At 55.1% G+C, this 23356-nt stretch carries 23 protein-coding genes and 2 riboswitches; of the genes, 19 read left to right on the forward strand and 4 right to left on the reverse strand.

Annotated elements, in window-relative coordinates; all coding sequences use genetic code 11:
* The 5 genes from ACFSO0_RS06305 to ACFSO0_RS06325 all read left to right on the forward strand — a co-directional run bounded on the left by ACFSO0_RS06305 (nt 1) and on the right by ACFSO0_RS06325 (nt 3979).
* The gene (locus ACFSO0_RS06305; protein ID WP_376877906.1) at nt 1-882 is read left to right on the forward strand and encodes a hypothetical protein; all 882 of its coding nucleotides are present in this window, start codon (nt 1-3) and stop codon (nt 880-882) included.
* A gap of 274 nt (nt 883-1156) precedes the next feature.
* A complete protein-coding gene (locus tag ACFSO0_RS06310) occupies nt 1157-1915 on the forward strand; it encodes a TasA family protein (protein WP_376877909.1) in 759 nt (252 codons plus the stop codon).
* A gap of 320 nt (nt 1916-2235) precedes the next feature.
* Complete coding sequence (locus ACFSO0_RS06315; RefSeq protein ID WP_376877912.1) at nt 2236-2769, forward strand: signal peptidase I; 534 nt, start codon at nt 2236-2238, stop codon at nt 2767-2769.
* A gap of 120 nt (nt 2770-2889) precedes the next feature.
* On the forward strand, nt 2890-3498 hold the full coding sequence (locus ACFSO0_RS06320) for a TasA family protein (RefSeq protein ID WP_376877915.1): 609 nt from the start codon (nt 2890-2892) through the stop codon (nt 3496-3498).
* Between the two features lie 172 nt (nt 3499-3670).
* The gene (locus ACFSO0_RS06325; RefSeq protein ID WP_376877918.1) at nt 3671-3979 is read left to right on the forward strand and encodes a hypothetical protein; all 309 of its coding nucleotides are present in this window, start codon (nt 3671-3673) and stop codon (nt 3977-3979) included.
* A gap of 78 nt (nt 3980-4057) precedes the next feature.
* On the opposite strand, the gene ACFSO0_RS06330 is transcribed toward ACFSO0_RS06325, so the two are convergent.
* Nucleotides 4058-5359: a homocysteine synthase gene (locus ACFSO0_RS06330; protein ID WP_376877921.1), complete on the reverse strand. Its 1302-nt coding sequence runs from the start codon at nt 5357-5359 to the stop codon at nt 4058-4060.
* 92 nt (nt 5360-5451) lie between these two features.
* Nucleotides 5452-5559: riboswitch (SAM riboswitch) on the reverse strand.
* 317 nt (nt 5560-5876) lie between these two features.
* On the opposite strand from ACFSO0_RS06330, the gene ACFSO0_RS06335 reads away from it, so the two are divergent.
* Both ACFSO0_RS06335 and ACFSO0_RS06340 read left to right on the forward strand, forming a co-directional pair.
* Nucleotides 5877-6188, forward strand: a complete 312-nt coding sequence (locus tag ACFSO0_RS06335) for a rhodanese-like domain-containing protein (RefSeq protein WP_376877924.1) — start codon at nt 5877-5879, stop codon at nt 6186-6188.
* A 26-nt stretch (nt 6189-6214) separates the two neighbouring features.
* A complete protein-coding gene (locus tag ACFSO0_RS06340; RefSeq protein ID WP_376877927.1) occupies nt 6215-6841 on the forward strand; it encodes an SCO family protein in 627 nt (208 codons plus the stop codon).
* Nucleotides 6842-6843: 2 nt separating this feature from the next.
* Here the strand turns inward: ACFSO0_RS06340 and ACFSO0_RS06345 are convergent, their stop codons facing one another.
* Nucleotides 6844-7110 carry a YqzG/YhdC family protein gene (locus ACFSO0_RS06345; protein WP_376878099.1) on the reverse strand — a complete coding sequence of 89 codons (267 nt, stop codon included), beginning with the start codon at nt 7108-7110 and terminating at the stop codon, nt 6844-6846.
* A 324-nt stretch (nt 7111-7434) separates the two neighbouring features.
* Here ACFSO0_RS06345 and rnjA point away from each other — a divergent pair, with 324 nt between their 5' ends.
* From rnjA to ACFSO0_RS06360, 3 genes are all read left to right on the forward strand, one after another.
* A complete protein-coding gene (gene rnjA, locus ACFSO0_RS06350; protein ID WP_376877930.1) occupies nt 7435-9105 on the forward strand; it encodes a ribonuclease J1 in 1671 nt (556 codons plus the stop codon).
* Between the two features lie 88 nt (nt 9106-9193).
* Entirely contained in the window at nt 9194-9625 is a 432-nt protein-coding gene (locus ACFSO0_RS06355) for a BrxA/BrxB family bacilliredoxin (RefSeq protein ID WP_376877933.1), read from the forward strand.
* A 99-nt stretch (nt 9626-9724) separates the two neighbouring features.
* Nucleotides 9725-10621 carry an aldo/keto reductase gene (locus ACFSO0_RS06360; RefSeq protein WP_376877936.1) on the forward strand — a complete coding sequence of 299 codons (897 nt, stop codon included), beginning with the start codon at nt 9725-9727 and terminating at the stop codon, nt 10619-10621.
* Between the two features lie 193 nt (nt 10622-10814).
* On the opposite strand, the gene ACFSO0_RS06365 is transcribed toward ACFSO0_RS06360, so the two are convergent.
* Nucleotides 10815-12047, reverse strand: coding sequence for an MFS transporter (locus ACFSO0_RS06365; protein ID WP_376877939.1), 1233 nt, complete (start codon nt 12045-12047; stop codon nt 10815-10817).
* Nucleotides 12048-12234: 187 nt separating this feature from the next.
* On the opposite strand from ACFSO0_RS06365, the gene ACFSO0_RS06370 reads away from it, so the two are divergent.
* Nucleotides 12235-13236, forward strand: coding sequence for an LCP family protein (locus ACFSO0_RS06370; protein ID WP_376877942.1), 1002 nt, complete (start codon nt 12235-12237; stop codon nt 13234-13236).
* Between the two features lie 108 nt (nt 13237-13344).
* Here the strand turns inward: ACFSO0_RS06370 and ACFSO0_RS06375 are convergent, their stop codons facing one another.
* Complete coding sequence (locus tag ACFSO0_RS06375) at nt 13345-14331, reverse strand: helix-turn-helix transcriptional regulator (protein WP_376877945.1); 987 nt, start codon at nt 14329-14331, stop codon at nt 13345-13347.
* Nucleotides 14332-14446: 115 nt separating this feature from the next.
* On the opposite strand from ACFSO0_RS06375, the gene ACFSO0_RS06380 reads away from it, so the two are divergent.
* The 8 genes from ACFSO0_RS06380 to ACFSO0_RS06415 all read left to right on the forward strand — a co-directional run bounded on the left by ACFSO0_RS06380 (nt 14447) and on the right by ACFSO0_RS06415 (nt 23347).
* Nucleotides 14447-15628, forward strand: coding sequence for an FUSC family protein (locus tag ACFSO0_RS06380; protein WP_376877948.1), 1182 nt, complete (start codon nt 14447-14449; stop codon nt 15626-15628).
* Nucleotides 15629-15752: 124 nt separating this feature from the next.
* Nucleotides 15753-15869: riboswitch (SAM riboswitch) on the forward strand.
* A gap of 102 nt (nt 15870-15971) precedes the next feature.
* On the forward strand, nt 15972-16985 hold the full coding sequence (locus tag ACFSO0_RS06385) for a methionine ABC transporter ATP-binding protein (protein ID WP_376877951.1): 1014 nt from the start codon (nt 15972-15974) through the stop codon (nt 16983-16985).
* Complete coding sequence (locus ACFSO0_RS06390; RefSeq protein WP_376877954.1) at nt 16986-17645, forward strand: methionine ABC transporter permease; 660 nt, start codon at nt 16986-16988, stop codon at nt 17643-17645.
* A gap of 61 nt (nt 17646-17706) precedes the next feature.
* Nucleotides 17707-18549: a MetQ/NlpA family ABC transporter substrate-binding protein gene (locus ACFSO0_RS06395; RefSeq protein ID WP_376877957.1), complete on the forward strand. Its 843-nt coding sequence runs from the start codon at nt 17707-17709 to the stop codon at nt 18547-18549.
* 377 nt (nt 18550-18926) lie between these two features.
* A complete protein-coding gene (locus ACFSO0_RS06400) occupies nt 18927-20570 on the forward strand; it encodes a peptide ABC transporter substrate-binding protein (RefSeq protein ID WP_376877960.1) in 1644 nt (547 codons plus the stop codon).
* Between the two features lie 139 nt (nt 20571-20709).
* Nucleotides 20710-20967, forward strand: coding sequence for a hypothetical protein (locus ACFSO0_RS06405; protein ID WP_376877963.1), 258 nt, complete (start codon nt 20710-20712; stop codon nt 20965-20967).
* Between the two features lie 93 nt (nt 20968-21060).
* Nucleotides 21061-21480, forward strand: a complete 420-nt coding sequence (locus ACFSO0_RS06410; protein WP_376877966.1) for a hypothetical protein — start codon at nt 21061-21063, stop codon at nt 21478-21480.
* 175 nt (nt 21481-21655) lie between these two features.
* On the forward strand, nt 21656-23347 hold the full coding sequence (locus ACFSO0_RS06415; protein WP_376877969.1) for an N-acetylmuramoyl-L-alanine amidase: 1692 nt from the start codon (nt 21656-21658) through the stop codon (nt 23345-23347).
* Nucleotides 23348-23356: the final 9 nt, after the last annotated feature.

Genomic DNA, 23356 nt, shown 5'->3' on the forward strand with positions numbered 1-23356 from the left:
TTGAAAAAACTGGCGATGGTGCTGGTGACGGCGGCATTGATGCTGCAGCTGGCGCCTCTGGATGAAACACTCTCCTTTTTGACCAGTGAAAAGAAGCAGGTATCCCCCGTATCAACGGGCAGCAATGAAGACGTCTTCGTGACCGACACCAGTCAGATCGTTTTGAAGACAAAGGTAGAGAAGCGGATCAAGATCAGGCGCACGGTGAATGCGGACGGTTCTTCCTCCCAGACGACAGACAGCAGCCTTTCCGTGGCGAATGGCGTCCAGCGCGTGGTGTTTGTGCCTCAGCGGGAATTTTTGGATTTGAACGAGGCCAATATTACGGTAACAGGCGAGGCAGCGAGCGAGGTCACCATTCAGCGCATATACGGCGAAAAGGACGGGAAAGAGATCGTTTTTGAGGTGGCGCACAGCTACCAGAAAGCAAGGGGCAAACGAAAAAGCGAAACGGAGCGCGGCGAGCTGCACGTGACGGCGCTGGGCGGTTTTTACTCCCTGACGATCCCGTTGACGCTAAGCACGTCATACAATGAGTCGACGAGTGTGACGGAGGAAGCGGCGCCGAGCCAGCCGAATCAGCCTGGCACGCCGGCAAACCCGGGGACGACACCGGGCACGCCTGCGACGCCAGCAGATTCTGGCTCCACGCCGCACACACCCGACACCCCCGACCCGGAAGGCAACACGACGGCACCTGCACAGCCGCCGTCACCTGGAGCGGATACACCGGCCACGCCATCGACAGACCCGAGCGGCCCGGCACCGCCAGCTCCAGCGGCTTCGGGAGGTTCATCGGCTCCCGACACGCAGGAGTCGACGCCATCCGGTTCCCCAAGTACCCCGGGAGAACCGTCTGCGGGCGCACCGGCTTCGCTGTGAGCTGACCGGTCGCGTGGCCGCACAAAATACCCCATATTTGCCCGGCGGACGGGGGTTAGTCCCGATGTTCGCCGGGTCTTTTTATGGCAGAACAGCCGGAAAGGAGTAGATGCTCTCATCCTGAAGTATAGGACAACAATCCACCGTTTCGGTTTAGACAAATTCCCCTGATGGAGGAAGCCGCTCATTCCTAAAAAACATACAATTATGAATAATGAGGAGCGAACACTGGCTTTGATTTCAGTACAGCTACCGCTGAAGAAGGGGGATAGGAATGAACGTAAAAAAACAATTGGCGTTATCGCTGGCATCCGTGGGGATCGGGGCAGCCTTGCTTGGCGGAGGTACATATGCGTGGTTTAGCAGTACGGCGTCGATCAGCGACAACACGTTTGCGGCAGGCACGCTGGATATGGAAGTAGCGGCGGTCAACGGATATCAAATGAAGTTTGATCTGCAAGGCTTAAAGCCTGGCGATTATATGACCAGGCGCTTTGATATAAAAAATACGGGGTCACTGGATATCAAGGAAGTATTGCTGCAACTGAACTTCAACCCGGAAACCGACTTCAGTGAGGGAACGGACCCGGACGGCCATGTAAACATCAACGATGCTGCGGGGAAAAAGGCAAGTGCTCTGGACTATCTCAGCCAGTTTGAATTTCAGTTTTTCAAGACAGAAGCAGAATCTCCCTACACGACGAGCGATATGGATCTGTTGAAGCAGCTCAAGTGGCGGTTGGGGAAAAATACCGTCACCTTGCGTGATCTGTATGAGCTGACGCAAACGGAGCGGATTGACATAGCCTATCGAAATCTGTTGAATCCGAAGTCTGGAAGCGATGCAGCAGATGATGATCAAATCGAAATGAAAATCGGTTTTATCAATAATGAACAAAAAAATCCGGATGGAACATACGTCCAGAACAAGTATCAGGGGGATTCCATCAAGATTTCCTTTGATCTGGAAGCGACACAGTGGGAAGGGATCAAGCGAGACAACGGCGACAAGCCAGCCATTATTGTAGATTAAACAGGTTTTACGGACAAGGCGGGGATGGATTCCCGCCTTTTTTTCGTGAAAACCATCCCGGCTTTTTTCCGGAAGGGGGGTGCGGCCGCTTGCTGCCAGCAAAACAGCCAGATCGTCGTCTGCCTCAACGAAATGGATGACAAGCTCTCATCCTTCAGAATGAGGCGGATGAATCGGTTGGTTGTATACGCAAATACTACCGGCATTTCGGGATATTCACCCTGATGCAGGAAGTTGAGATTTCAGGAAATTCGTAAAATGAAAACTGTGAACGGCACGATAACAAGCCGAACAGAAGGAAAGTGAGGGATTGAAAAATTGTGGTTTACTTCAAAAAAGCAATATCGATATTAACCACGCTGCTCCTGGTACTCGTGATCTCCCTCTGCAGCTTCCTCTTCATCGGAAAGATGAATGGTGGAAAGACCGAACTTTTTGGGAATGAAATCATGGTTGTACTGAGCGGATCGATGTCACCGACCTTTGATACGGGAAGCATCGTTGCCGTGAAGCCAGTGCCTTTTTCCGAGATTCACAAAGGCGATATCGTCACCTTCGAGGATCTGGAAAAACGGACCATTACCCACCGTGTCATCGATATCGTCGATGGCAAGTTGATCACCAAGGGTGATGCGAACGATGGAAAAGACAGCGATCCGGTAACCGCCGACAGGGTGAAAGGAAAGGTACAATACTCGGTTCCGTATATCGGATACTTCATCGAATTCGTGAAATCACCGACAGGCATGCTGATCTTCCTGGCTGGTCCCGGACTCTATCTCATGATCAGTCAAATATGGAAGCTCATGCGCATGATCAAGCAGCAAGAGGAACCCGCCAAGACACGAGCCTAAGCAGTCGATTACCCGGCAGGGTGATTCCTTGGGGGTTGGTAATAGGGTCAAGGGAATATCTGTTACCAAGCTTCGAGTCATCATACATGAACTTATATAAAAAATTGGGAGGAATTAGGAATGAGCTTGAAAAAACAATTCGCAGTAACACTGGCATCTGTAGGGTTGGGAGCAGCGCTGATCGGCGGAGGAACGTTCGCATGGTTCAACACAACAGCGAAAATCGAAGGCAACACATTTGCTGCTGGTACAATGAAAATCGGGGCTACTCCAGCCTCCGCAGTATTCAACGTGTCTAACCTGAAACCAGGTGACTGGATGGAAAGAACCTTTGTAGTAGAAAACGAAGGCAGCATCAGTGTAGACAAACTGCTGATGAACATCGACTACACCATTAACGATGTTGACAACAACAATGGCGCGGAAGACTTCGATGAAAACCTGAAAGTGTATCTCCTGAAGAGCACCGATGAAAACATTCCGCTTCCACAACGCATTATCGTAAATCCAAACAACGGCAAAACGCTGAAAGAACTGAAAGCAATGGGCAAGCTGGACATCAGCAGCTGGTGGACTCAAAACTTCGACCTGAGACCTGGCGATAGCGACAAAATCTACGTAGGTATCGAATTTGTGAACAAAAACGAAGACCAAAACCGTTTCCAGGGCGACGGAGTGAACCTCACATTCAACCTCGAAGGAACTCAAAAAGCTGGCGAACGCCGCTAATAGCAAGCAAAGGTGGGGAACTACTCCCCGCCTTTTCGCTTTGCTTCGAGAAAAATAGCGAATCTCAACCTGACGGAGGATTTACGATTCACAGCAAACCATTTATGATGCGGTGGGATATGTTTCCGTTTGTGGAAACGAAACCAAAATGAAAATGAAGGAGTGATTGAAATTGAAAAAGTGGAGACAAAAGGTAGCTGCTTCTCTCTTTCTCCTGTCGCTGGCAATTCCCGCGTCCGTCTACGCCGACAATTCCTCGGGAACAGATGACGTCCATGGCTATGAGGACGAGCCGTTTCAGAAGTATTTGGCCGAACTGATCGACAGTCTGGACGATACAGACTACGGAAGTTTCCTCTCGGACGCGGAGATAGCCAGATTTTCGGAGGAAAACGAGGATGACGGAAGTGGCAGGTCTGATCTAAGAGAGCGCGTATATGCGTGGATTATCAGGCACGTCGATGGTCCAAAAGGCAATTGACGGAGCTTTGCAATCGGGAGCGTAATAGGAAAGCAAGTCCCCCAAGCAGAATGGCCAGGGGGACTTGCCTGTTTTTGGTCAAGCCGTGATCTGTTCCGTTACCGCCTTCAACGCCTGTTCCAAATCTTCAATAATATCCTTGATCGACTCCGTCCCGATCGACAGGCGGATCAGCCCTGGCGTCACGCCTGCAGCGACTTGTTCCTCCTCGGTCAACTGCTGGTGCGTAGTGCTCGCCGGATGGATGATCAGCGACTTGGAATCGCCGACGTTGGCCAGGTGGGAGAACAGCTTCACGGAATCGATCAGCTTCTTGCCTTCTGTCACGCCGCCGCGGATGCCGAAGGTGAGGATGGCGCCTGCGCCGTTTGGCAAATATTTTTGCGCCAGCTTGTAGTTCGCGTCGCATACCAGACCCGGATAGTTGACCCACTCAACAGCCGGATGGGAGGCGAGGTACTCGGCGACAGCCTGGGCGTTCTGGCTGTGGCGTTCCATGCGCAGGTGCAGCGTCTCCAGGCCCTGCAGGAACAGGAAGGAGTTGAACGGAGCGACGGCGGCGCCGATGTCGCGCTGCAGTTGGACGCGCGCTTTGATGATGTAGGCGAGCGGTCCGACTGCCTCCGTGTAGACGACCCCGTGGTAGCTCGGGTCTGGTGTGGTCAGGCCGGGGAACTTGCCGTTGTTCCAGTTGAATTTGCCGGAGTCGACGATGATGCCGCCGATGGCCGTGCCGTGTCCGCCGATGAATTTCGTCGTGGAGTGGACCACGATGTCCGCGCCATGCTCAAACGGGCGGCACAGGATCGGAGTGGCGAACGTGTTGTCGACGATGAGTGGCACGCCGTTTTCGTGCGCGATGTCGGCGATCGCTTGCAGGTCCGCTACGTCAATGCGGGGATTGCCGATCGTTTCGCAGAAAAACGCTTTTGTATGTTCATTGACGTACGCGCGGAAGTTGTCCGGGTTGGACTGATCCACAAAATGGACCTTGAGGCCAAGGCGCGGCAGCGTATGGGCAAACAGGTTGTACGTCCCGCCGTAAAGGCTGCTGGATGCGACGATTTCGTCTCCGGCTCCCGCGATGTTGAGGATGGCAAAGGTGATCGCTGCCTGCCCGGAGGCCGTCGCCAGGGCACCGACGCCGCCCTCGAGCTGGGCCACCCGTTTTTCAAAAACGTCCTGTGTCGGGTTCATGATGCGCGTGTAGATGTTGCCAAATTCCTTGAGGGAGAACAGGTTAGCCGCGTGCTCCGTATCGCGGAAGACGTAGGAGGTCGTCTGGTAAATCGGGACGGCGCGGGAGCCAGTCACCGGGTCCGGCTCCTGGCCTCCGTGTACGGCAATCGTTTCAGGTCTCCATTGTTGCTGATTCGACATGAGTATCTCTCCTTTTTCTATAGATAGGATGAAAACAAGAAAAAACGGAGCCCACTCTGAGTAGAAGAAGGCTCCGGTCATACACGGAAGTACGTTCATCTCTCAGAATCTATGGATTCTGCAGGAATTGGCACCTCACATGCTCACATGCAGGTTGCCGGGCTTCGTCGGGCCTGTCCCTCCACCACTCTTGATGAAAACGGCATATCTGATGTTGTCACAATTGTATGAAAAAGGCAGTTGGCTGTCAATAATTAATGAAAAGTTATCAGGGAGGATTAAATGGGTATATCGGGCGAGCGGGAGAGGGAAAACGGCAAGTAGAGCATGGCCTTGCGATTTCTTTCTTAATTTTATATGGAAGGCTTCGCGGTCAGGAACGCGGAAGGGCGCACTCCAAACTGCCGGGGCGCAGTTTGCCCGTTAGAAAAGCGAAAGCCCGTATGATATGATGGGAAATGGCATGAACGGATCTTATTTGCAAAAAGAACGACATGATTAGGAGGATTCATCGACCATGAGCAATGGCGTAAAGGAAATCACCCCGGAAGAATTGCTGGCGAAGCTGGAAGCGAATGAAAACGTACAAGTGATCGACGTGCGCGAGGTAGACGAGTGGAACGCGGGCCACATCAAGCAGGCGAAGCTGATTCCGCTTGGCTTTTTGCCGCATCGCATCGACGAGCTGGACAAAGACGTGCCGATCGTGATGGTTTGCCGCAGCGGTGCGCGCAGCCATATGGCGACGGAATATTTGACAGCCCAAGGCTATGATGCAGCCAACATGGTAGGCGGCATGCTCGCATGGCCAGGAGAAACAGAGCAGTAAAAACGCTAGGGGGGAGGAAGCGACTCGTGAGTGAAGCAGCGAAGCAGCAGCAGGAAACAGGTTTGCAGCGCCACTGGTTCCCCGTGCTGACGGGTGTCCTGATTTTGGCGATCGTCGGCGTGTTTGGCTACAAGTACCTGACCAGAGAAACAATTCCGGTCATGAAGGCGCTCAGCGACTTTTCGCTGGAAAACAGCAACGGCTCGACGTACACTTTCTCGGATAGCAAAGGAAAGGTGCGCCTGGTCGAGTTCATGTTTACCAAATGCCCGGATATTTGTCCGGCCACAACGTACAATATGTCGCTGATGCAAAAAGAGCTGAAGACGAAGGGGCTGTTCGGGGACAAGGTGGAGTTCGTGAGCATCACCTTCGATCCGGACTCTGACACGGCGCAGGTCCTGCAGGAGTACGCCGGGAAGTTCCAGGCAGACCCGACCGGCTGGAAGTTTTTGCGCGGAGATGCCCAGGCCGTGGAGAAGGTGACGAAGGACTTCGGCATCGCTGTGCTGAAGCAGCCGGACGGTTCCTTTGCCCATACGGCGCGCATGTTCCTCGTGGACGGGGACGGCAACATGCGCCGCGCGTACGGAATGGGCGCCGAAATGGACATGGATCAGATCATGGCGGACATCGAGCAGTTGGCCGACTAGGGTCAGCGCGTCTCCTCGAAACGGATGCGCAGCAGCTTTTCCGTTTTTGTCTCGAATTCAATATGAACCAACAACGCCCACACGCGATTGCCCTGCTGGAGCAAGAGCTTGAACGTCTCCTCTGACGTGGTGGGCGTTTTGATTTTGCGGCCGACGTGGAGGTAGTCGATGATTTTCGCCTGCGGATACGCCTTCATCGTCTGCTGCATGGCGATTTGGCCCCATTTGGCATAGGGGGGCTGGGCGGCCGCCGGCATCGTCCAGAGCATGGAGCTGGACAGCAGCAGGGCGGTGACAATCGTTTTTGCTTTGGACAGCATCGGGCCCGGGCTCCTTTCATGAGGACATGCGGACTGGAAATACTCTGTGTGCGAGTAGTTTGCCCGAATGTCCTGCAGAAGAGCCGGTTTTCTTGCTTTTGGCTTCATAGATTATGTACAATTTGCCAATAGGTAAAAAGGATGGCCTGCAGGGACGGGCGAATTGCCCCATTTCCCTCGTACAGATTGCAAGACTGGATGAAACGAACGCCTCGCGTTGTGTTACAATAAGAATGGCATGCTTGGTTCGGGTTTCCAAAATCATGCACGATGATGTTAGGAGGAAAGAGATTGAGCGACGTTAAGATATTCGCAATGGGCGGCCTCGGCGAGATCGGAAAAAACATGTATTGCGTCGAGTACGAAAATGAGATCGTTATTATCGACTGCGGGGTGAAATTCCCTGAAAACGAGATGTTCGGGATCGATCTGGTCATTCCCGATGTTACGTATCTGGTAGAAAACCAGCATAAAATCAAGGCGCTTTTGTTGACGCACGGACACGAAGACCACATCGGGGCGATCCCTTATGTGCTGCGGCAAATCAAGGTGCCTGTGTACGGCGGACGCCTGACCCTGGGCTTGGTCAAGGCGAAGCTGGAAGAGCACCGCATGCAAAACGATGTCAAGCTGATTCCCATTTCCGAAGACACGGAGATTCCTTTCGACAAGCTGAAGGCGACCTTCTTCCGGACGAACCACAGTATTCCGGATTCGTTCGGGATCGTGCTGCACACGCCGGAGGGCATGGTCATCCACACCGGCGACTTCAAGTTTGACATGACGCCGGTGGGGCAGCGGACGGAATACGGCAAGATTGCCCGCATCGGCGCGAGCGGCGATGTGCTGGCTCTGCTGTCGGACAGTACCAACAGCGAGCGCTACGGCTTTACCATGTCGGAGCGTACGGTAGGGGAAGGCATTCTCGACGTGGTGCGCAAAGCGCGGGGGCGCATCATCCTCGCGACCTTTGCCTCCAACGTACATCGCCTCCAGCAGGTCGTGGACGCAGCCGAGCAGTGCAACCGCAAAGTGGCGGTCATCGGCCGCAGCATGGAAAAAGTATTTTTGATCGGACAAGAACTGGGCTACATCCAGATGCCAGAAGGTATGCTGATCGATATCAAGCACATCGACAACTACGCGGACAATCAGGTGCTGGTCATCTGCACGGGCAGCCAGGGCGAACCGATGGCAGCCTTGACGCGCATCGCGTCCGGCTCCCACCGCACCGTTTCCATTTACCCGGAGGACACGGTCATCATCTCGGCTTCTCCGATCCCGGGCAACACCATCAACGTGAGCCGGACGATCGACAAGCTGTACCGCGCAGGGGCGAATGTCGTGCTCAACCAGGACTTCGACATCCACGCTTCCGGCCACGGCAGCAGCGAAGAGCTGAAGCTGATGCTGAACTTCATCCGTCCCAAATACTTCATCCCGATCCACGGGGAGTACCGGATGCTGAAGACCCACTCCAAGCTGGCGCAGCAGGTGGGAATCGACGAGAGCAACATCTTTATCATGGACAATGGCGACGTGCTGAACTGCACCCGCGAAAAAGCATGGCTGAGCAAAGTGCAGGCGGGCATCGTCCTGATCGACGGCAGCGGCGTGGGAGACGTAGGAAACATCGTCCTGCGCGACCGCAAGCATTTGGCGGAGGATGGCCTGATGGTCGTCGTCGTCAGCCTGGACATGAAGAACTTCAAGATTTTGACCGGGCCGGACATCGTGAGCCGCGGCTTCGTATACGTGCGCGGTTCCGAATCGCTGATCCAGGAAGCGACCATGCTCGTGCGCCAGCGCCTGCAGGAAGCGCTGGATAAGAAAATCAAGGAGTGGTCGGAGCTGAAGGCGCAGATCAACGAAGTAATCAAGCCGTTCATCTACGAAAAAACGGGCCGCAACCCGATGATCCTGACCATTTTGATGGAAGTGTAGCTGCGGAGCACTTCCCGATTCTCGCCCGGACATGATCCGGCTATAATGGAAGTAATGGAAAACGTGAAGCATAAAGGAGAGTTGCCCTATGATGTCCTATGAAGCATATATGAACCAGGTAATTCAGCCGATGCGCGATGAGCTGACCCGCAATGGCTTTACGGAGCTCCGCACGGCAGAAGAAGTCGAACAAACATTGCCAAACGCCAAAGGACTGACCTTGGTCGTGGTGAACTCCGTGTGCGGCTGTGCGGCAGGTCTGGCTCGTCCGGCGGTTGTGCACTCCCTGAAGCACCCGAAAAAGCCTGACAACCTCTACACCGTTTTCGCCGGACAAGACAAGGAAGCGACTGCGAAAGCCCGCGAATACTTTGAAGGCTACGCTCCGTCCTCCCCGTCCTTTGCGATCATGAAAGACGGAAAAATCATGACGATGATCGAGCGTCACCAGATCGAGAACAACGATCTGCAAACGATCGCAAACCTGTTGACGAACGCGTACGAAACATACAGCAACTAATCGTTGCCGGAAATAGGCAAGGCGCTCGAGCTCGGGCGTCTTGTTTTGCGTGTGTGAGCCAATCATATTTTCTAACGAGAGGAAAGGGGATTTGGTCGGATGCAGACCCGTTCATTTGGACGAGACCCGCATCAGGTCTCGCTGCTGGGGTTTGGTGCCCAGCGCATTGTAGACGAGCATGACTGCACGGAGGAGGAAGCGATCGCGATCATCCGGCGTGCCGTGGAGGCGGGAGTCAACTACTTCGATACGGCTCCCAGCTACAGCGACGGACAGTCGGAGACACGGGTAGGCTTGGGGCTGAAAGGGCTGCGCGACAAGGTGTGGATCGCGACCAAGACTGGCGGGCGCACCCGCGACCTCGCCCTGCGGGATCTGGAAGGCAGCCTGAAACGCCTCCAGACGGATTACATCGACGAGTGGCGGATGCACAACATCATGAAGCCGCATGACCTCGAGGCGATTTTCGCCAAGGGCGGGGCGCTGGAAGCGTTGATCGAGGCCAAAGAGCAGGGGCTGATCCGCAAAATCAGCATCAGCGGCCACACGGACCCGCGCCTGCTGGCGGAAGCCATCCGCCGCTTCCCGTTCGACAGCGCCCTCGTGGCCCTGTCGGCGCTCGATCATTTTATTTACAGCTTCGCGCACGACTTTGTACCGCTCGCCGTAGAAAAAGGTGTAGCGGTGATCGGGATGAAAGTGATGGGCCTCGGCCAGCTCGCCCCGTGGACGGAACAGGCCTTGCGCTACACCTGGAGCCTGCCGGTTACGACCGCCATCCTGGGCGTGAGCAAAATGGAAGAGCTTAAGGCCGACCTTGCAGCCGCCAATCGTTTCGCGCCCATGACCGACATCGAGCGCGTCGCCCTCTTTCAGGAAATCATGCCGCTGGTACGCCCCGACGTCCTCCGCTGGAAAGCCCGCGAATGGATGGCAGGCGAATGGTATCAGCTGCCCAGGCTGCCCTGGGAGCAGGAGCGCGAGCCTGGCGAGTAGATTGGGTTGGGGAAACAGGAAAAAGGAAAAAGGGGATGTCTCAAAAGTCATTTTTTGACTTGGAGACGCCCCTTTTTTGCGTGGTGGGAGAATGCAAATTCCTGCCGACCACACGAGCTTTCCCCTTTTTCCGCCCCGGCACCAAGGCCCGGGCAAGTGCAGGAAAAACAGCGGAGCAATCGCAAACGCGCCTTCAGCGAGTTGCCCCGGTCTGTTCGCGGCTGACCCGATGAAACGAGGCATGCCCCAGACAAAAGAGCACAGCCGTCAGCGACATGGACATCGCCAGCAGCAGAGCCGGCTGGATGCCGCCGCGATCGAACATGTAGCCCATGGCGAGCGGTCCCAGCAGTCGGCCCAGCGCCGTGATGCCGCCGACGACCCCCAGGTAAAAGGGCGCAGACTCGCTCGTCTTTTCGGTGATGAACGTCGGGATGGTCGGGGCAAGCAGCATTTCCCCGAATGTCGTGATGATCATCCCGAGCACGAAGGCAGCGTAGCTGTTGTGAAACAGCAGCATAAAGCCGAATCCGCCAGCATAGGCGGCGGCGCTGGCCACCATCTGGGCAGGCAGGCTTTGCTGCAGCAGCCGTTTGATCAGGCTCGTCACGGGCTGACCGGCGAAGATAATGATGCCGTTGATCGTCCACAGCCAGCTGTAAGCGGACAATGGCATGCCCAGTCCCGTCACATAAGGTGCGACCCCCGTGTTCCAGACCGATGTGGAGAAGAAGATCAATCCGGCACCGAGCGCCATGAACAAGTAAAGCTGGTAGCGATACAAGAGCTGCCACGTCTCTTTGAGGCTCCGCTTTTCGGCGAGAGCCGCTGAATCGCCGACCAGCTCCCGGTGCGAGATGTGTTTCATGAAGACAAAAAAGAAAAGGGCAAACAGCAGCGTACTGGCACTGTTGAGCATAAACGTCAGTTGAAAGGAAATGGCCGCCACGATCCCGGCAAGCGAGGTGCCGATGGCCATGCCAAGGTTGTTGGCCACGTAGATGACGTTGAACAACTCCCGCCGCTGCTCCTTCCAGCGGAAGCCGATAAAAGCCTGGATGGCAGGGGAGGAGAGGTTCAGCGTAAAGCCAAGGCCGATCATGATGGCAAGGTAGAGGGGCCAGCTGCCGGTAAACGGAATCGCCAGCTGGAGACAGCCTTGAATGAATAGCGACCCGACGATGAGGCGCTTGGCTCCAAGGCGATGAAACAGGGCGCCTCCGGCAAATTGCCCGATAATTCCGGCGAGGGATTGCAACATTAAGGCAAAGCCCGCCTCGGTCATGGAGCGGCCCAGAACCGTATGTACATACAACGTGTTTAATGGCCACATGAAAGCGCTGCCGGAGGCGTTGATAAAACTGGCGACCAGAAAAAGCAAGGCTTCCCGGGGGTAACGCTGCAAGAGAGAAGTTGGTGAGAACATAGGACTCATCCCTTTTAGGTAAGATTTAGGAAAATTATAACCAACTAATCATACTTTGTAAACAAAAATGTTTATTAAAGAGTCAGCCAAATAAAGGCTGCCCCACTTTCCGCGGATTCGAGTATACTAAACAAAGCGGAAAGTCAAATTCCCATTGATACAGAGACTAAAGGTGGAGTCATTCTCTATGCGAATATGGAAACGGATGTTGTTCATCATCCTTGTAGTTGTTGCCGCGACGGCAGGCTACTACGGGTATTCCTTTTATCAGTTTGCCCAAGACATTCAGGAGCCGAATGTCATTACCCCGCCGCCTCTTGACGGTGGTGCGGCGACGAAGGCTGCGGAAATCCCGCAGTGGGATGGCAATGATCGCGTCAACATCCTGCTGATGGGGGTCGATCGCCGGGGCATGAAAAATAACGGGCTGCCTCGTTCGGACTCCATGATGCTGGTCAGCATTGACCCGGTAACGAAGCGGTACGATCTGTTTTCGATTTTGCGCGATACGTATGTGGACATTCCGGGCAACGGCAGCTCGCGCATCAATGCGGCGATCGTGGAGGGCGGGCCACAGCTTGCGATGAAGACGGTCAGCCAGTTTACGGGACTGCCGGTCGATCGCTACGTCATTACCGATTTTGAAGGCTTCAAGGCGCTGATCGACGCGGTCGGCGGCGTCGAGCTCGATGTGGAGAAGAACATGTATTACCACGACCCGACAGACAAAGGCGTCTACGACATCAATCTGAAAAAGGGTCTGCAGCATCTGGACGGCAACAAAGCGCTGCAATACGTCCGTTTTCGCCACGATGCCACTTCCGATTACACGCGCACGGAGCGCCAGCGCAAGCTGCTGGCGGCAGTAGCCGACCAGATGAAAAAAGGGACGACGCTGCTGCAGCTGCCAATGATCCTCAAAGAGGTCACGCCGTACGTTCAGACCAATATCAGCGCGCTGGACATGCTGAAGCTGTCCGCGCTGGGGCTGAATCTGGACACGCAAAATCCGGGTGAATACCAGCTGCCGCCGATGGGAATGTTCCGGGAATCCCGTCAGGCAGGCTCTGTCCTCGTGCCAGATGTAGAGGAAGTGCAGACATTTATCCGGCAGAAGCTCCAGCCAGCGGTCGCGGATACGAATGCCTCTGTCACAGACGAAGGAACGAAAAGCAGCACGCCGCAGTGAGCGTGCTGCTTTTTTGGTGCTGGAAAGAAAGCGAGCGGTCGCAGGCCAGCCGGGACTCGAGAGCGCGGCATCTGTCTGAATGGCCCGCGCAAGCAGACGGGTTTTCCCTTACCCACTTTCGCCCGTCCCCGTCCTGTAAAACTGCGCCAGTTGTTCCGCCTGCGCCTGCAGTCGGCTGGCGAGCGCGGCCGGTTCCACGACGACCGCGTGTATCCCCAGCGCAAACAGGCAGGCAAGGGCGGCTTCCTCGTTCTCGAAGGGCAGCGTGATCCGTACCCAGTCTTTCCGCGCCAAAGAAGGCTGAGAGGCAGGAGTAGTTCCGCCCGGGAGGACACTTCCTTTTGCCAGTAACGCGACCCCCTCCGCCGACAGATCCAGAACGGCAGAAAAACGCGCACGCTTTTCCTCCCAATGCGTCACCCATTCGCGCCAAAAGGCTTGCAGCGAAAAGCCGTCGGGGCGGCGGAAAGGCTCCCCGGTGATGTCGAGCGACCGGACTCTGGCTAACCGAAAGGCGCGCACCTGGCCGCCGCTCTCGCCTGCGAGGAACCAGATGCCTCCTTTGGCGATCAGGCCGTACGGTTTCATCTCCAGCTCGGCAACATTTCCTTGGCGGGACACGTAGGTCATGTTCACGCATCGCTCCTCCCAAATGGCTTGCTGGGCGGTTTGCAAAAAGCGGACGTTTTCCGCAGAGGGCCGCCACGAGTCTGAGTCGAGAAAAATGCGGTCTCGAATCCAGTCCGCATCCCCGCGAACGGGGGCGGGCAGGGCATGCAGCAGCTTGAGCAAGGCGGAGCGCAGCGCATCGCCGATCCCCAGCTGTTGCGCCAGTTGATTGGGCTGGTGCAAAAACAGCGCGTGAATCTCCGGCCTGGTCAAGCCGTCGAGCCGGATTCGGTAATCGCGAGGCAGGAAGAAGCCTCCGTCCGTTCCCGGATGGGCATGGATCGGCACGCCTGCCGTGCAGAGCGCGTCCATATCCCGATAAATGGTACGCTCCGATACTTCCAGCCGTTTGGCCAGCTCCTTTGCGGTCAGCCTGCCTTCTGATTGCAAGAGCAGCATAATGGTCAACAGTCGATCGGCCCGCATCGCTCACTCTCCGTCCTCTTCCGTGAATTTGCTCCTATTATTGAATCACTGACATGAGATGTCAACAATGGTGTGCTATGCTGCCGGTATAACGAGGAATGAGAGGAGCAGGAAGATGCTGCGAATATTCAACCGGGAGCGGAACGAACTGCCGCAGGTCGCCGCTTGCCTGATCGGAATGGCCGGCCCGATTGCGGCGGGAATGTTGTGCGGCAAGACGGAGCTTGGCTTGTTGGCAGCCTACGGGGCGATGATCCACGCCAGCAGCGGAGAAGGGGAGGAAGCGGAACCTTCACGGCAGCACGCAGACAGGCCGATGATCTTGCGAGTGGGCGCGCTGCTGCGCAGGGTGTTCGCCGGGGCACTCGGGATGCTGCTCGGCGGCCTGCTTGGTCATCACGGCTGGATGTACGGGACAGGGATGGTACTCCTTTCTGCTCTGGCGGCGCTCGTGGGCGGGCTTGGCAGGGAGGCGGCGGTCGCGAGCGCACAGTTTATCATTTTTATGGTAATGGGCGCGGGGATGGGCGGGAACAGCTACGGCGGACAGCACCATCCAGGGGCAGTGGGCGCCCTGTTTGGGGCAGGCTCGCTCTGGGGAGCGTGCGCATCCATGCTTGTGTCGGCGGTATTTCCAGGCAGGGAGAAGAGGATAGAAGCAGCGCCGGGACGGGTTGCTCCGTCTTTTTCCAAAAGGCTGAAATGGTGGAGAGCCTCTTTGCAGGAGTTTGTCGGCTGGCAGTATTGCCTGCGGATGGGCCTGTGCATGGCGGTGGCGGAAGCGGTCGGTGCGCTGCTCCACCAGGAGAGGTCGTACTGGATTCCGTTGACGGTCGCCATCGTGCTGCAGCGCAGCTTTGCTGCCGTGGCGACGCGGGTCATCCGCAGGGGAGCTGGAACCGTGGCCGGTGCTCTGCTGGGCGGCGCTCTCCTGCTCGGCTCGCTGCCGCCTACGGCCGGCTTGCTGCTCGCGGCCGCCCTCGCTGCGCTTCGACCGATCTTTCGCAGCCGCAGCTACACGGTCTACTCCATGCTGATGACACCCTTGATGGTGGTCCTGCTCGGCTTTGGGACGCCGATGTCGGCAGACGTACTGTTCACGCGCGTGCTCGATACCGGGATCGGCGGTGCGATCGCGCTGGTGTGCGGCTATTTCCTCTGGCCCAGCCGCTTGCGACAGCAGGTAGACAAAGCGCAAGAGGAACGGCGCAGGAAGGCTGCCCGTGCAGCAGGTCGGGAGCGGAAGCGCTTCCCCACCCGGGAGAGCAAGACAGATGATAGAGAAAATTCACAATAAAACAAACACATTGTGAAACAACTATTTTTTCTTAGTATTCTATTGACGCGCGACATTCCCAAAGGATATAATCCGAGTTGTATCATCGAACTGCAAAATATGAAAAATATATACGTGGAAATCTTTCTTATCAAGAGAGGCGGAGGGACAGGCCCTATGAAGCCCGGCAACCGGCCCATGTCTGACATGGGTGTCGCGGTGCCAATTCCTACAAGATTGATTGGATCTTGACAGATGAGAAGGGTGGATGCGAACGCGATAGACGTTGCAGCCCCTTTTTCGTTTGTGAAAAAGGGGTTTTTACTTTTTCATTAAAGTAACCTGTGTATAGGAGGTGGACTCGTTGATTCAATTGCGCAATCTGCAAAAAAGCTATCAGGTACAAGGAAAGACGATTCCTGCGCTGCACGGAATTGATCTGACGATAGAAAAGGGAGAAATTTTCGGGATCATCGGGCATTCCGGGGCAGGAAAAAGTACGCTGATCCGCTGCATCAACCTGCTGGAGCGGCCGACTTCCGGACAGGTCATCGTCGACGGGGTGGACCTGACTTCCCTGGACGATCAAAAGCTGCAGGAACAACGCCGCCACGTCGGGATGATTTTTCAGCACTTTAACTTGCTGTCCTCCGCCACGGTAGGCGACAATGTGGCGTTTCCGCTCAAGCTGGCGAAGCGCCCCAAAGACGAAATCCGCAAAAAGGTGGACGAGCTGCTGAAGCTGGTGGGACTGGAAGCGCATCGGGACAAGTATCCTGCCCAGCTGTCTGGCGGTCAGAAACAGCGCGTCGGGATCGCCCGCGCGTTGGCGAACGACCCGAAGGTGCTGCTGTGCGACGAGGCTACTTCGGCACTCGACCCGCAGACGACCAATTCCATTCTGGCGCTGCTATTGGATATTAATCGCAAGCTGGGCTTGACCATCGTTTTGATCACCCACGAGATGCATGTGATCCGCTCCATCTGCGACCGCGTCGGCGTCATCGACGGGGGACGCATCGTCGAGTCGGGCAATGTGCTGGAAGTGTTCCTCAAGCCGAAGCACCCGACCACACAGGAATTTGTGGAGCAGGTAGCAGACTCTGCGGAGCTGCGCGAAGCCGTTGCCCATGAGAAAGCATCCGGCAAGCGGACGATCGCCCGCGTCACCTTCCTTGGCGAGCAGACGTACCAGCCGATTTTGTTCCAGACGATGCAGGAGACAGGCACCGTGTTCAGCATCTTGCAAGGAACCATCTCTCGCATGAAGGACACGCCGTACGGCCAGCTGGTCGTCGAGCTGGAAGGCGATGATGCGCAGAGCCGGCGGGCCATCGAGACGCTGCGCCAGCGCGGTCTCGAAGTGGAGGTGATTTAGATGGCATTGGAAAATGTAGACTGGTCTGAAATTGTCGATGGCACATTGGCCACACTAACGATGCTGGGCTTCTCGACACTGTTTGCCGTGTTGATCGGTCTGCCTGTGGGGATCATCCTGTTCCTCACATCGCGAGGACAGCTTTTGGAAAACCGCGCATTTTACTCGGCAGCTTCGGTCGTGGTCAACGTCTTGCGTTCCGTACCGTTCATCATTTTGATGATCCTGCTCATTCCGTTTACGAAATTGATCGTAGGGACTTCCCTTGGGGTGCTCGGGGCGATTCCGCCGCTGGTCATCGGGGCAGCGCCATTCTTCGCCCGTCTGGTGGAGACCTCGCTGCGCGAAGTCGATCGGGGCGTGATCGAGGCGGCACAGTCGATGGGCGCCTCCAATTGGCAAATCGTCTGGAACGTCCTTTTGCCGGAAGCGCGCTCCGGCCTGATCGCAGCCATTACCATCACTACGGTGACACTCGTCTCGTACACCGCGATGTCCGGGGTGATCGGCGGGGGCGGTTTGGGTGACCTGGCGATTCGCTACGGCTATCAACGCTTCCAGACCGATGTCATGATTGTCACGGTCATCATTTTGCTCGTGTTGGTGCAGATCTTGCAGACCCTTGGGGATCGGCTGGTTTTGAAATTCAGCCGCAAGTGAGATCTTTCCATAGATGTTTCAACAACCAAAAACATGCATAGAGGAGAAGGGGGATTTTTCCATGAAAAAGCTAGTAGTATCTGTACTGTCTACGGTATTGGCATTCTCGCTGGCCGCTTGCGGCAGCAAACAGGAAGCGGCTCCGGCACCTGCTGAGGGCGGTGCCCAAGGCTCCCAGGGACAAGAAGTGACCTTGAAGGTCGGCGCAACTCCTGTGCCGCACGCTGAAATTCTGAAATTCATCCAGCCGAAGCTGAAAGAACAAGGCGTGAACCTGGAGATCAAGGAATTCACCGACTACGTGCAGCCAAACATGCAGCTCAACGAAAAACAGCTGGACGCGAACTTCTTCCAGCACAAACCATACCTTGAGCAATTCAACAAAGACCAAAACATGGATCTGCAACCGGTTGTAGCTGTACACATCGAACCATTCGGCGGGTACTCCAAAAAAATCAAGAAAATTGACGAGTTGGCTGACGGCGCGACGGTCGCTCTGCCAAACGACCCGACCAACAACGGGCGCGCTCTGGCTCTGCTGGAGAAAAACGGCGTAATCAAACTGAAAGACGGCGTAGGCATCAGCGGTACGGTCAAAGACATCGTGGAAAACAAGAAAAACCTGAAGTTCAAAGAAGTAGAAGCAGCCATGCTGCCACGCGTATTGGAAGAAGTAGACCTGGCACTGATCAACACGAACTACGCGCTGGAAGCAAAACTCGTTCCAACCACGGACGCGCTGATTCTCGAAGACAAAGAATCTCCGTACGCGAACTACCTGGTAGCACGCCCGGACAACAAAGACTCCGAAGCGATGCAAAAACTGGCAAAAGAGCTGACCTCTCCAGAAGTGAAGAAGTTCATCGAAGAACAATACAAAGGCGCAATCGTTCCGGCATTCTAAGAATCACGAAGCGGAACGGCAGCAAATACCCAACTGGCCTTGCGGGGCTGGTTGGGTTTATTTTTTGCCAACGGCTTGTTTGACAGGAATCTTGCCGGCGCAAAATCCGAACATTAGTCGACGAGCTGGTCCGCGCTTCTCGGGACGACCGCATATTTTTCTAGGCGTGAGGAATACTTTGTCTGAACGGGTAAGCAAGATTTTGCTGGAGGAGATGCAGGTCGCGCTACAAATTTCTCGCGATAAATAAAATTTTATTTTTGATTAATTATTTTTATGAATAAATAAAAATTTATTAAATAATTCTAAAACATGTTCAAAAACAATGTAACAGGATGTATTATTGATAAAAGATTTAGAAAAGGGGGATAAATGGCATGAAAAAAAATGTTTTCGTAGCAATGAGTTCCATCCTCGTACTTGGTGCAGCGCTGGCTGGTTGCGGCAGCAATGACGCAGCGAAGCCCGCAGACAACGGCCAAGCAAGCGCTCCTGCGCAAGAAGCAACGAAGTCAGGTCCAAAAATTCTGAAAGTGAACCTGCACTCCGAGCCGCCGACAGCTGACCCTGGAATCGCAGAAGACTCCACTTCCGGTACCATCGTGCGTGCAGCTTTTGAAGGTTTGACTCGTACAGGAGAAGACGGTAAAGTACACGAAGCTGCAGCGGAAAGCTACACCGTTTCCGAGGACGGCAAAACGTATACATTTAAACTGCGCGACGCCAAATGGAGCAACGGCGACCCGGTAACGGCGAAAGATTTTGAATTCGCCTGGAAACGCGCCCTGGACCCGAAAACGGCTTCCAACTACGCGTACCAGTTGTACTACATCAAGAACGGGGAAGCATTCAACAAGGGGAAAGCAAAAGTAGATGACGTGGGCGTAAAAGCGCTGGACGACAAAACGCTGGAAGTAACCCTGGAGAACCCGACACCGTTCTTCACCGAGCTGACTGCGTTCTACACTTACTATCCGGTAAACAAGAAAGTCGTCGAAGCCAACGAAAAATGGGCAATCGACGCTTCTACCCACGTAGGGAACGGTCCGTTCAAGCTGGAATCCTGGGAGCACAAAAGCAAGCTCGTTCTGGCGAAAAACGAAAACTACTGGGATAAAGACAACGTAAAACTGGACAAAATCGAATTCTCCATGGTAGAAGACGAGAACACCGAGCTGTCCATGTTTGACAACGGCGAACTCGACTGGGCTGGTGCACCTACAAGCTCGCTTCCGACAGACGCCATCCCGGCACTGAAAGACTCCGGCAAAATGAAAACACAGCCGATCGCGGGTACTTACTGGTACAAATTCAATACGGAAAAAGCTCCGTTCAACAACGTGAAAATCCGTAAAGCGTTTACGTATGCAATTGACCGTCAATCCTTGATCGACAACGTTCTGCAATCCGGTCAGTTGCCAGCGACAGGCGCAGTACCGCCGTCCATGGCGCTGAAACAAGACGGCTACTTCAAGGACAACGATATCGAAACAGCGAAAAAGCTGCTGGAAGAAGGGATGAAAGAGGAAGGCCTCACCAAACTGCCTCCGATCACCCTGTCCTACAACACTTCCGAAGCGCACAAAAAGATTGCCGAAGCGATCCAGGACCAATGGAAGAAAAACCTGGGCGTAGACGTGAAGCTCGAAAACAAAGAGTGGAAAGTTTATCTGGAAGACTTGCACCAAGGCAACTTCCAAATCGGCCGCATGGGCTGGCTGGGTGACTTCAACGACCCAATCAACTTCCTGGAGCTGTACAAGGACAAAAAAGGCGGAAACAACGACACCAACTGGGAAAATCCGAAGTACAAAGAGCTCTTGAACCAATCCGCTCTGGAAAAAGATCCAGAGAAGCGTAAAGCAATCCTGGCACAGGCAGAACAAATCCTGATGGATGAAATGCCGATCATGCCAATCTACTTCTACACCGATTCCTGGGTACAAAGCGACAAGGTTACCGGTGTTGTCATCGACGGTCTGGGCTCTGTCGACTACAAATACGCTGACAAAGCGGAATAAGAATGACTCATGCAGGAGAGGGGTGGCGCAAAGCCGCCTCTCTTCTTTTTTTCCCCGTTTATGGACAGATGACCAATCCATCCGAAGGCTCCTGACATAGAGTGAAAAGGAACAAACTTGTCATGCGGGGGGATTCGTGATGGACTTAGGAAAACTGCTTAACTTTGTCAGGTCGATTCCCAAGGAAAAGCTGAAAACGGACGCCGGCCTGAAAGAAGTCATTCGCGACTTGGGCAAGAAGTCGGGCAAGAACTTTACCGAGCAAGAATTGAACAACTATGTCGCCCAGTTCCGTACCATGGCGAGGACTGAAAATGTAGGGAGCCTGATCAGCAAGCTGTCGAAAAAGGGCTTTGACGCGAAGGAACTGAACAATTTGAAGAAACGCTTCAAATAATGGCCCGAAAACGAGGAGGGAGGTGGGACTATCTCAGTCAAGACGAAAAAAGGGCATAAGCTGGCCGTCTCCCAACACCATCTGCTTGAGACGATGAACAAGCTCGCGCAGGAGCAAAACAGCAGCAACGAGCAATTGATGCGCGAGATTAATCATGTGCGCCAGGAGCTGCAGGAGATGAAAAACGCGCTGGTCAAGATGAATGCGCGTTCTGGGGGAGGGCAGCGGCGCGGCAGCATCCTGTTCGGGCCGCGTCGGCCGCCCGCTCCCAAAGAAGTGGAAAAACCGAAGCCTGCCTTTGCCCTGGAGGATTTGCTGCCTCTGCTGCCGCATTTGAGCAGCGCATTTCCGCAATTAAAAAATCCGAAAGTGGCGGAATCGATCAAAGTCCTCTCCAATCCCGCCGTGTTGTCCTTGATCCAGCAGTTTTTGGCGAACGGCGGATTGAACATGCTGTCGGGCAATCAGGTGGAAACGGTCAGCCGCAGAGAACGTCGCGGATGGTTTCGCTGAAGGGAAAGACTGTCTCGCTGTCGAGTCGGGGCGGTCTTTCGCATTTTGTGACGTTTTTTGGTTCCATTCTCCTATAAACTTTACAGATCAATTAGCGTCTAATAGAATGGTGAGCGTTGCTCGAATGCTGAAGCCAACTGAACAAAACCAGACAGACATCACGGAGGAGGTCAGGATGAAAAGACGATTGTACCCTCTGCTGCTCTCCCTGTTTGCCCTGCTGTGCATTCCGGGGTGGGCGGCGGCGAGCAGTGCCGATGAGGAACCCGTCAACCTCATGATCGGTGGACAAGCTGTTTCTCCGGAAGTTCCGCCTGTGATTCAAAACGGCCGGACTCTCGTGCCGGTTCGCGTCATTGCCGAAGGGCTGGGCGCGGATGTGGACTGGAACGAAGCGGCGCGGACAGCCACCATCACGAGGGGAAGCGAGCAACTCTCCCTCACGCTCGACTCCACGCTGGCCAAAGTAAACGGCAAACAGGTGAAGCTGGATACGGCACCTGTCATTTCCAAACAGCGGATGCTGCTGCCGCTGCGGTTTGTAGGAGAGTCACTGGGAGTTACCGTAGGCTGGGACAATACCACGCGCACGGTCATTGCCAATGAAACCCCGCAGGTCGAACTGAACGGCCGCAACCCGGCGCAAGCGATCACCCTGTACCAGGTAGGTGACACGGCATACGTTTCTGCGCAGTCCGTCGCAGACCAGCTCGGGCTGAAAGGGTACCAATGGAACCGGCCGGAGCTTGGCAAGACCATTGACGACAAACTCGCGCTCCCTGTGGCGCAGCTGGAAAAAGAGCTGGGAGGCTCTTTCGACTGGAACCCGAAAAAGAATGTGTTGGAAATTGAGCGTCGCAACCGTCTGAGCGATGTGTCCCAGGATGGAGACGTGGTGCGGATCGAGACGGCGATGCCGGTCCGGGCAGAAACGCTCGTACTGGACAACCCCAACCGGATCGTGCTGGACCTGCCGCAGACCAGACTGGACGACAAACTCGCCCGTTTGAGCCGCGAGAGCACGGACGGCATCGTGATCGTCGGTGCAGCGGAAGCAAGCGTGTCCGACCTGACGCTTTCGGAAGACGAGCAAAGCGACGAGTCGTCGGAGCAATCAGCAGAACCGCCTGATATTTCGGATGTTTCGGCTGCTGTGGTGGACGAGCCTGAGGCAAAGCCGCTCATCTCCTCGCTGCGCTACAGCCAGTACAGCAGCTCGCCTGACACCGTACGGGTCGTCATCGAGCTGAATCAGAAGAGCCATTATCAGGTAGCGTATACGGATGACGGCATCGAAGTGAAGCTGACAGCGAAGCCGCAAAAGACTGGATATTTGATCGTGGTGGACGCCGGACATGGCGGCAAGGACCCCGGCAGCCTGGGTGCTGCAGGCAACCACGAGAAGGATTATACACTGGCAGTAGCGAACAAGGTCGTGGAGCTGCTGAAGCAGTACAAGGAGTTCCAGGTCGTTCCGGTCCGCACGACAGACGTCTTCTATGAGCTGTCAGAGCGCGTCGCCATCGCGAACGAGCAAAACGCCGACCTGTTCCTTTCCATTCACGCCAACTCCTTCCCGAAACCGACGGCAGGCGGGACGGAGACGTTCTACTACAACGCCAACAGCAAGACGTTTGCCCAGATTGTGCACAAGCATTTGCAGGGCGCAACGCAGTTTACGGATCGGGGAGTCAAGTCCAGCGCTTACTACGTCATCAAAAACACGAAGATGCCGGCTGTGCTGACGGAGACGGGTTTCCTCTCCAACCCGAGCGAGAATGCCAAGCTGACTGATCCTGCGTTCCAGGACAAGATCGCCCGGGCACTCGTTGCCGCGATCCGGGAATACTACTTGTCGTACCAGTAAGGAGGGCTT

Source organism: Brevibacillus sp. GCM10020057 (assembly GCF_042683565.1).
GTDB lineage: Bacteria > Bacillota > Bacilli > Brevibacillales > Brevibacillaceae > Brevibacillus.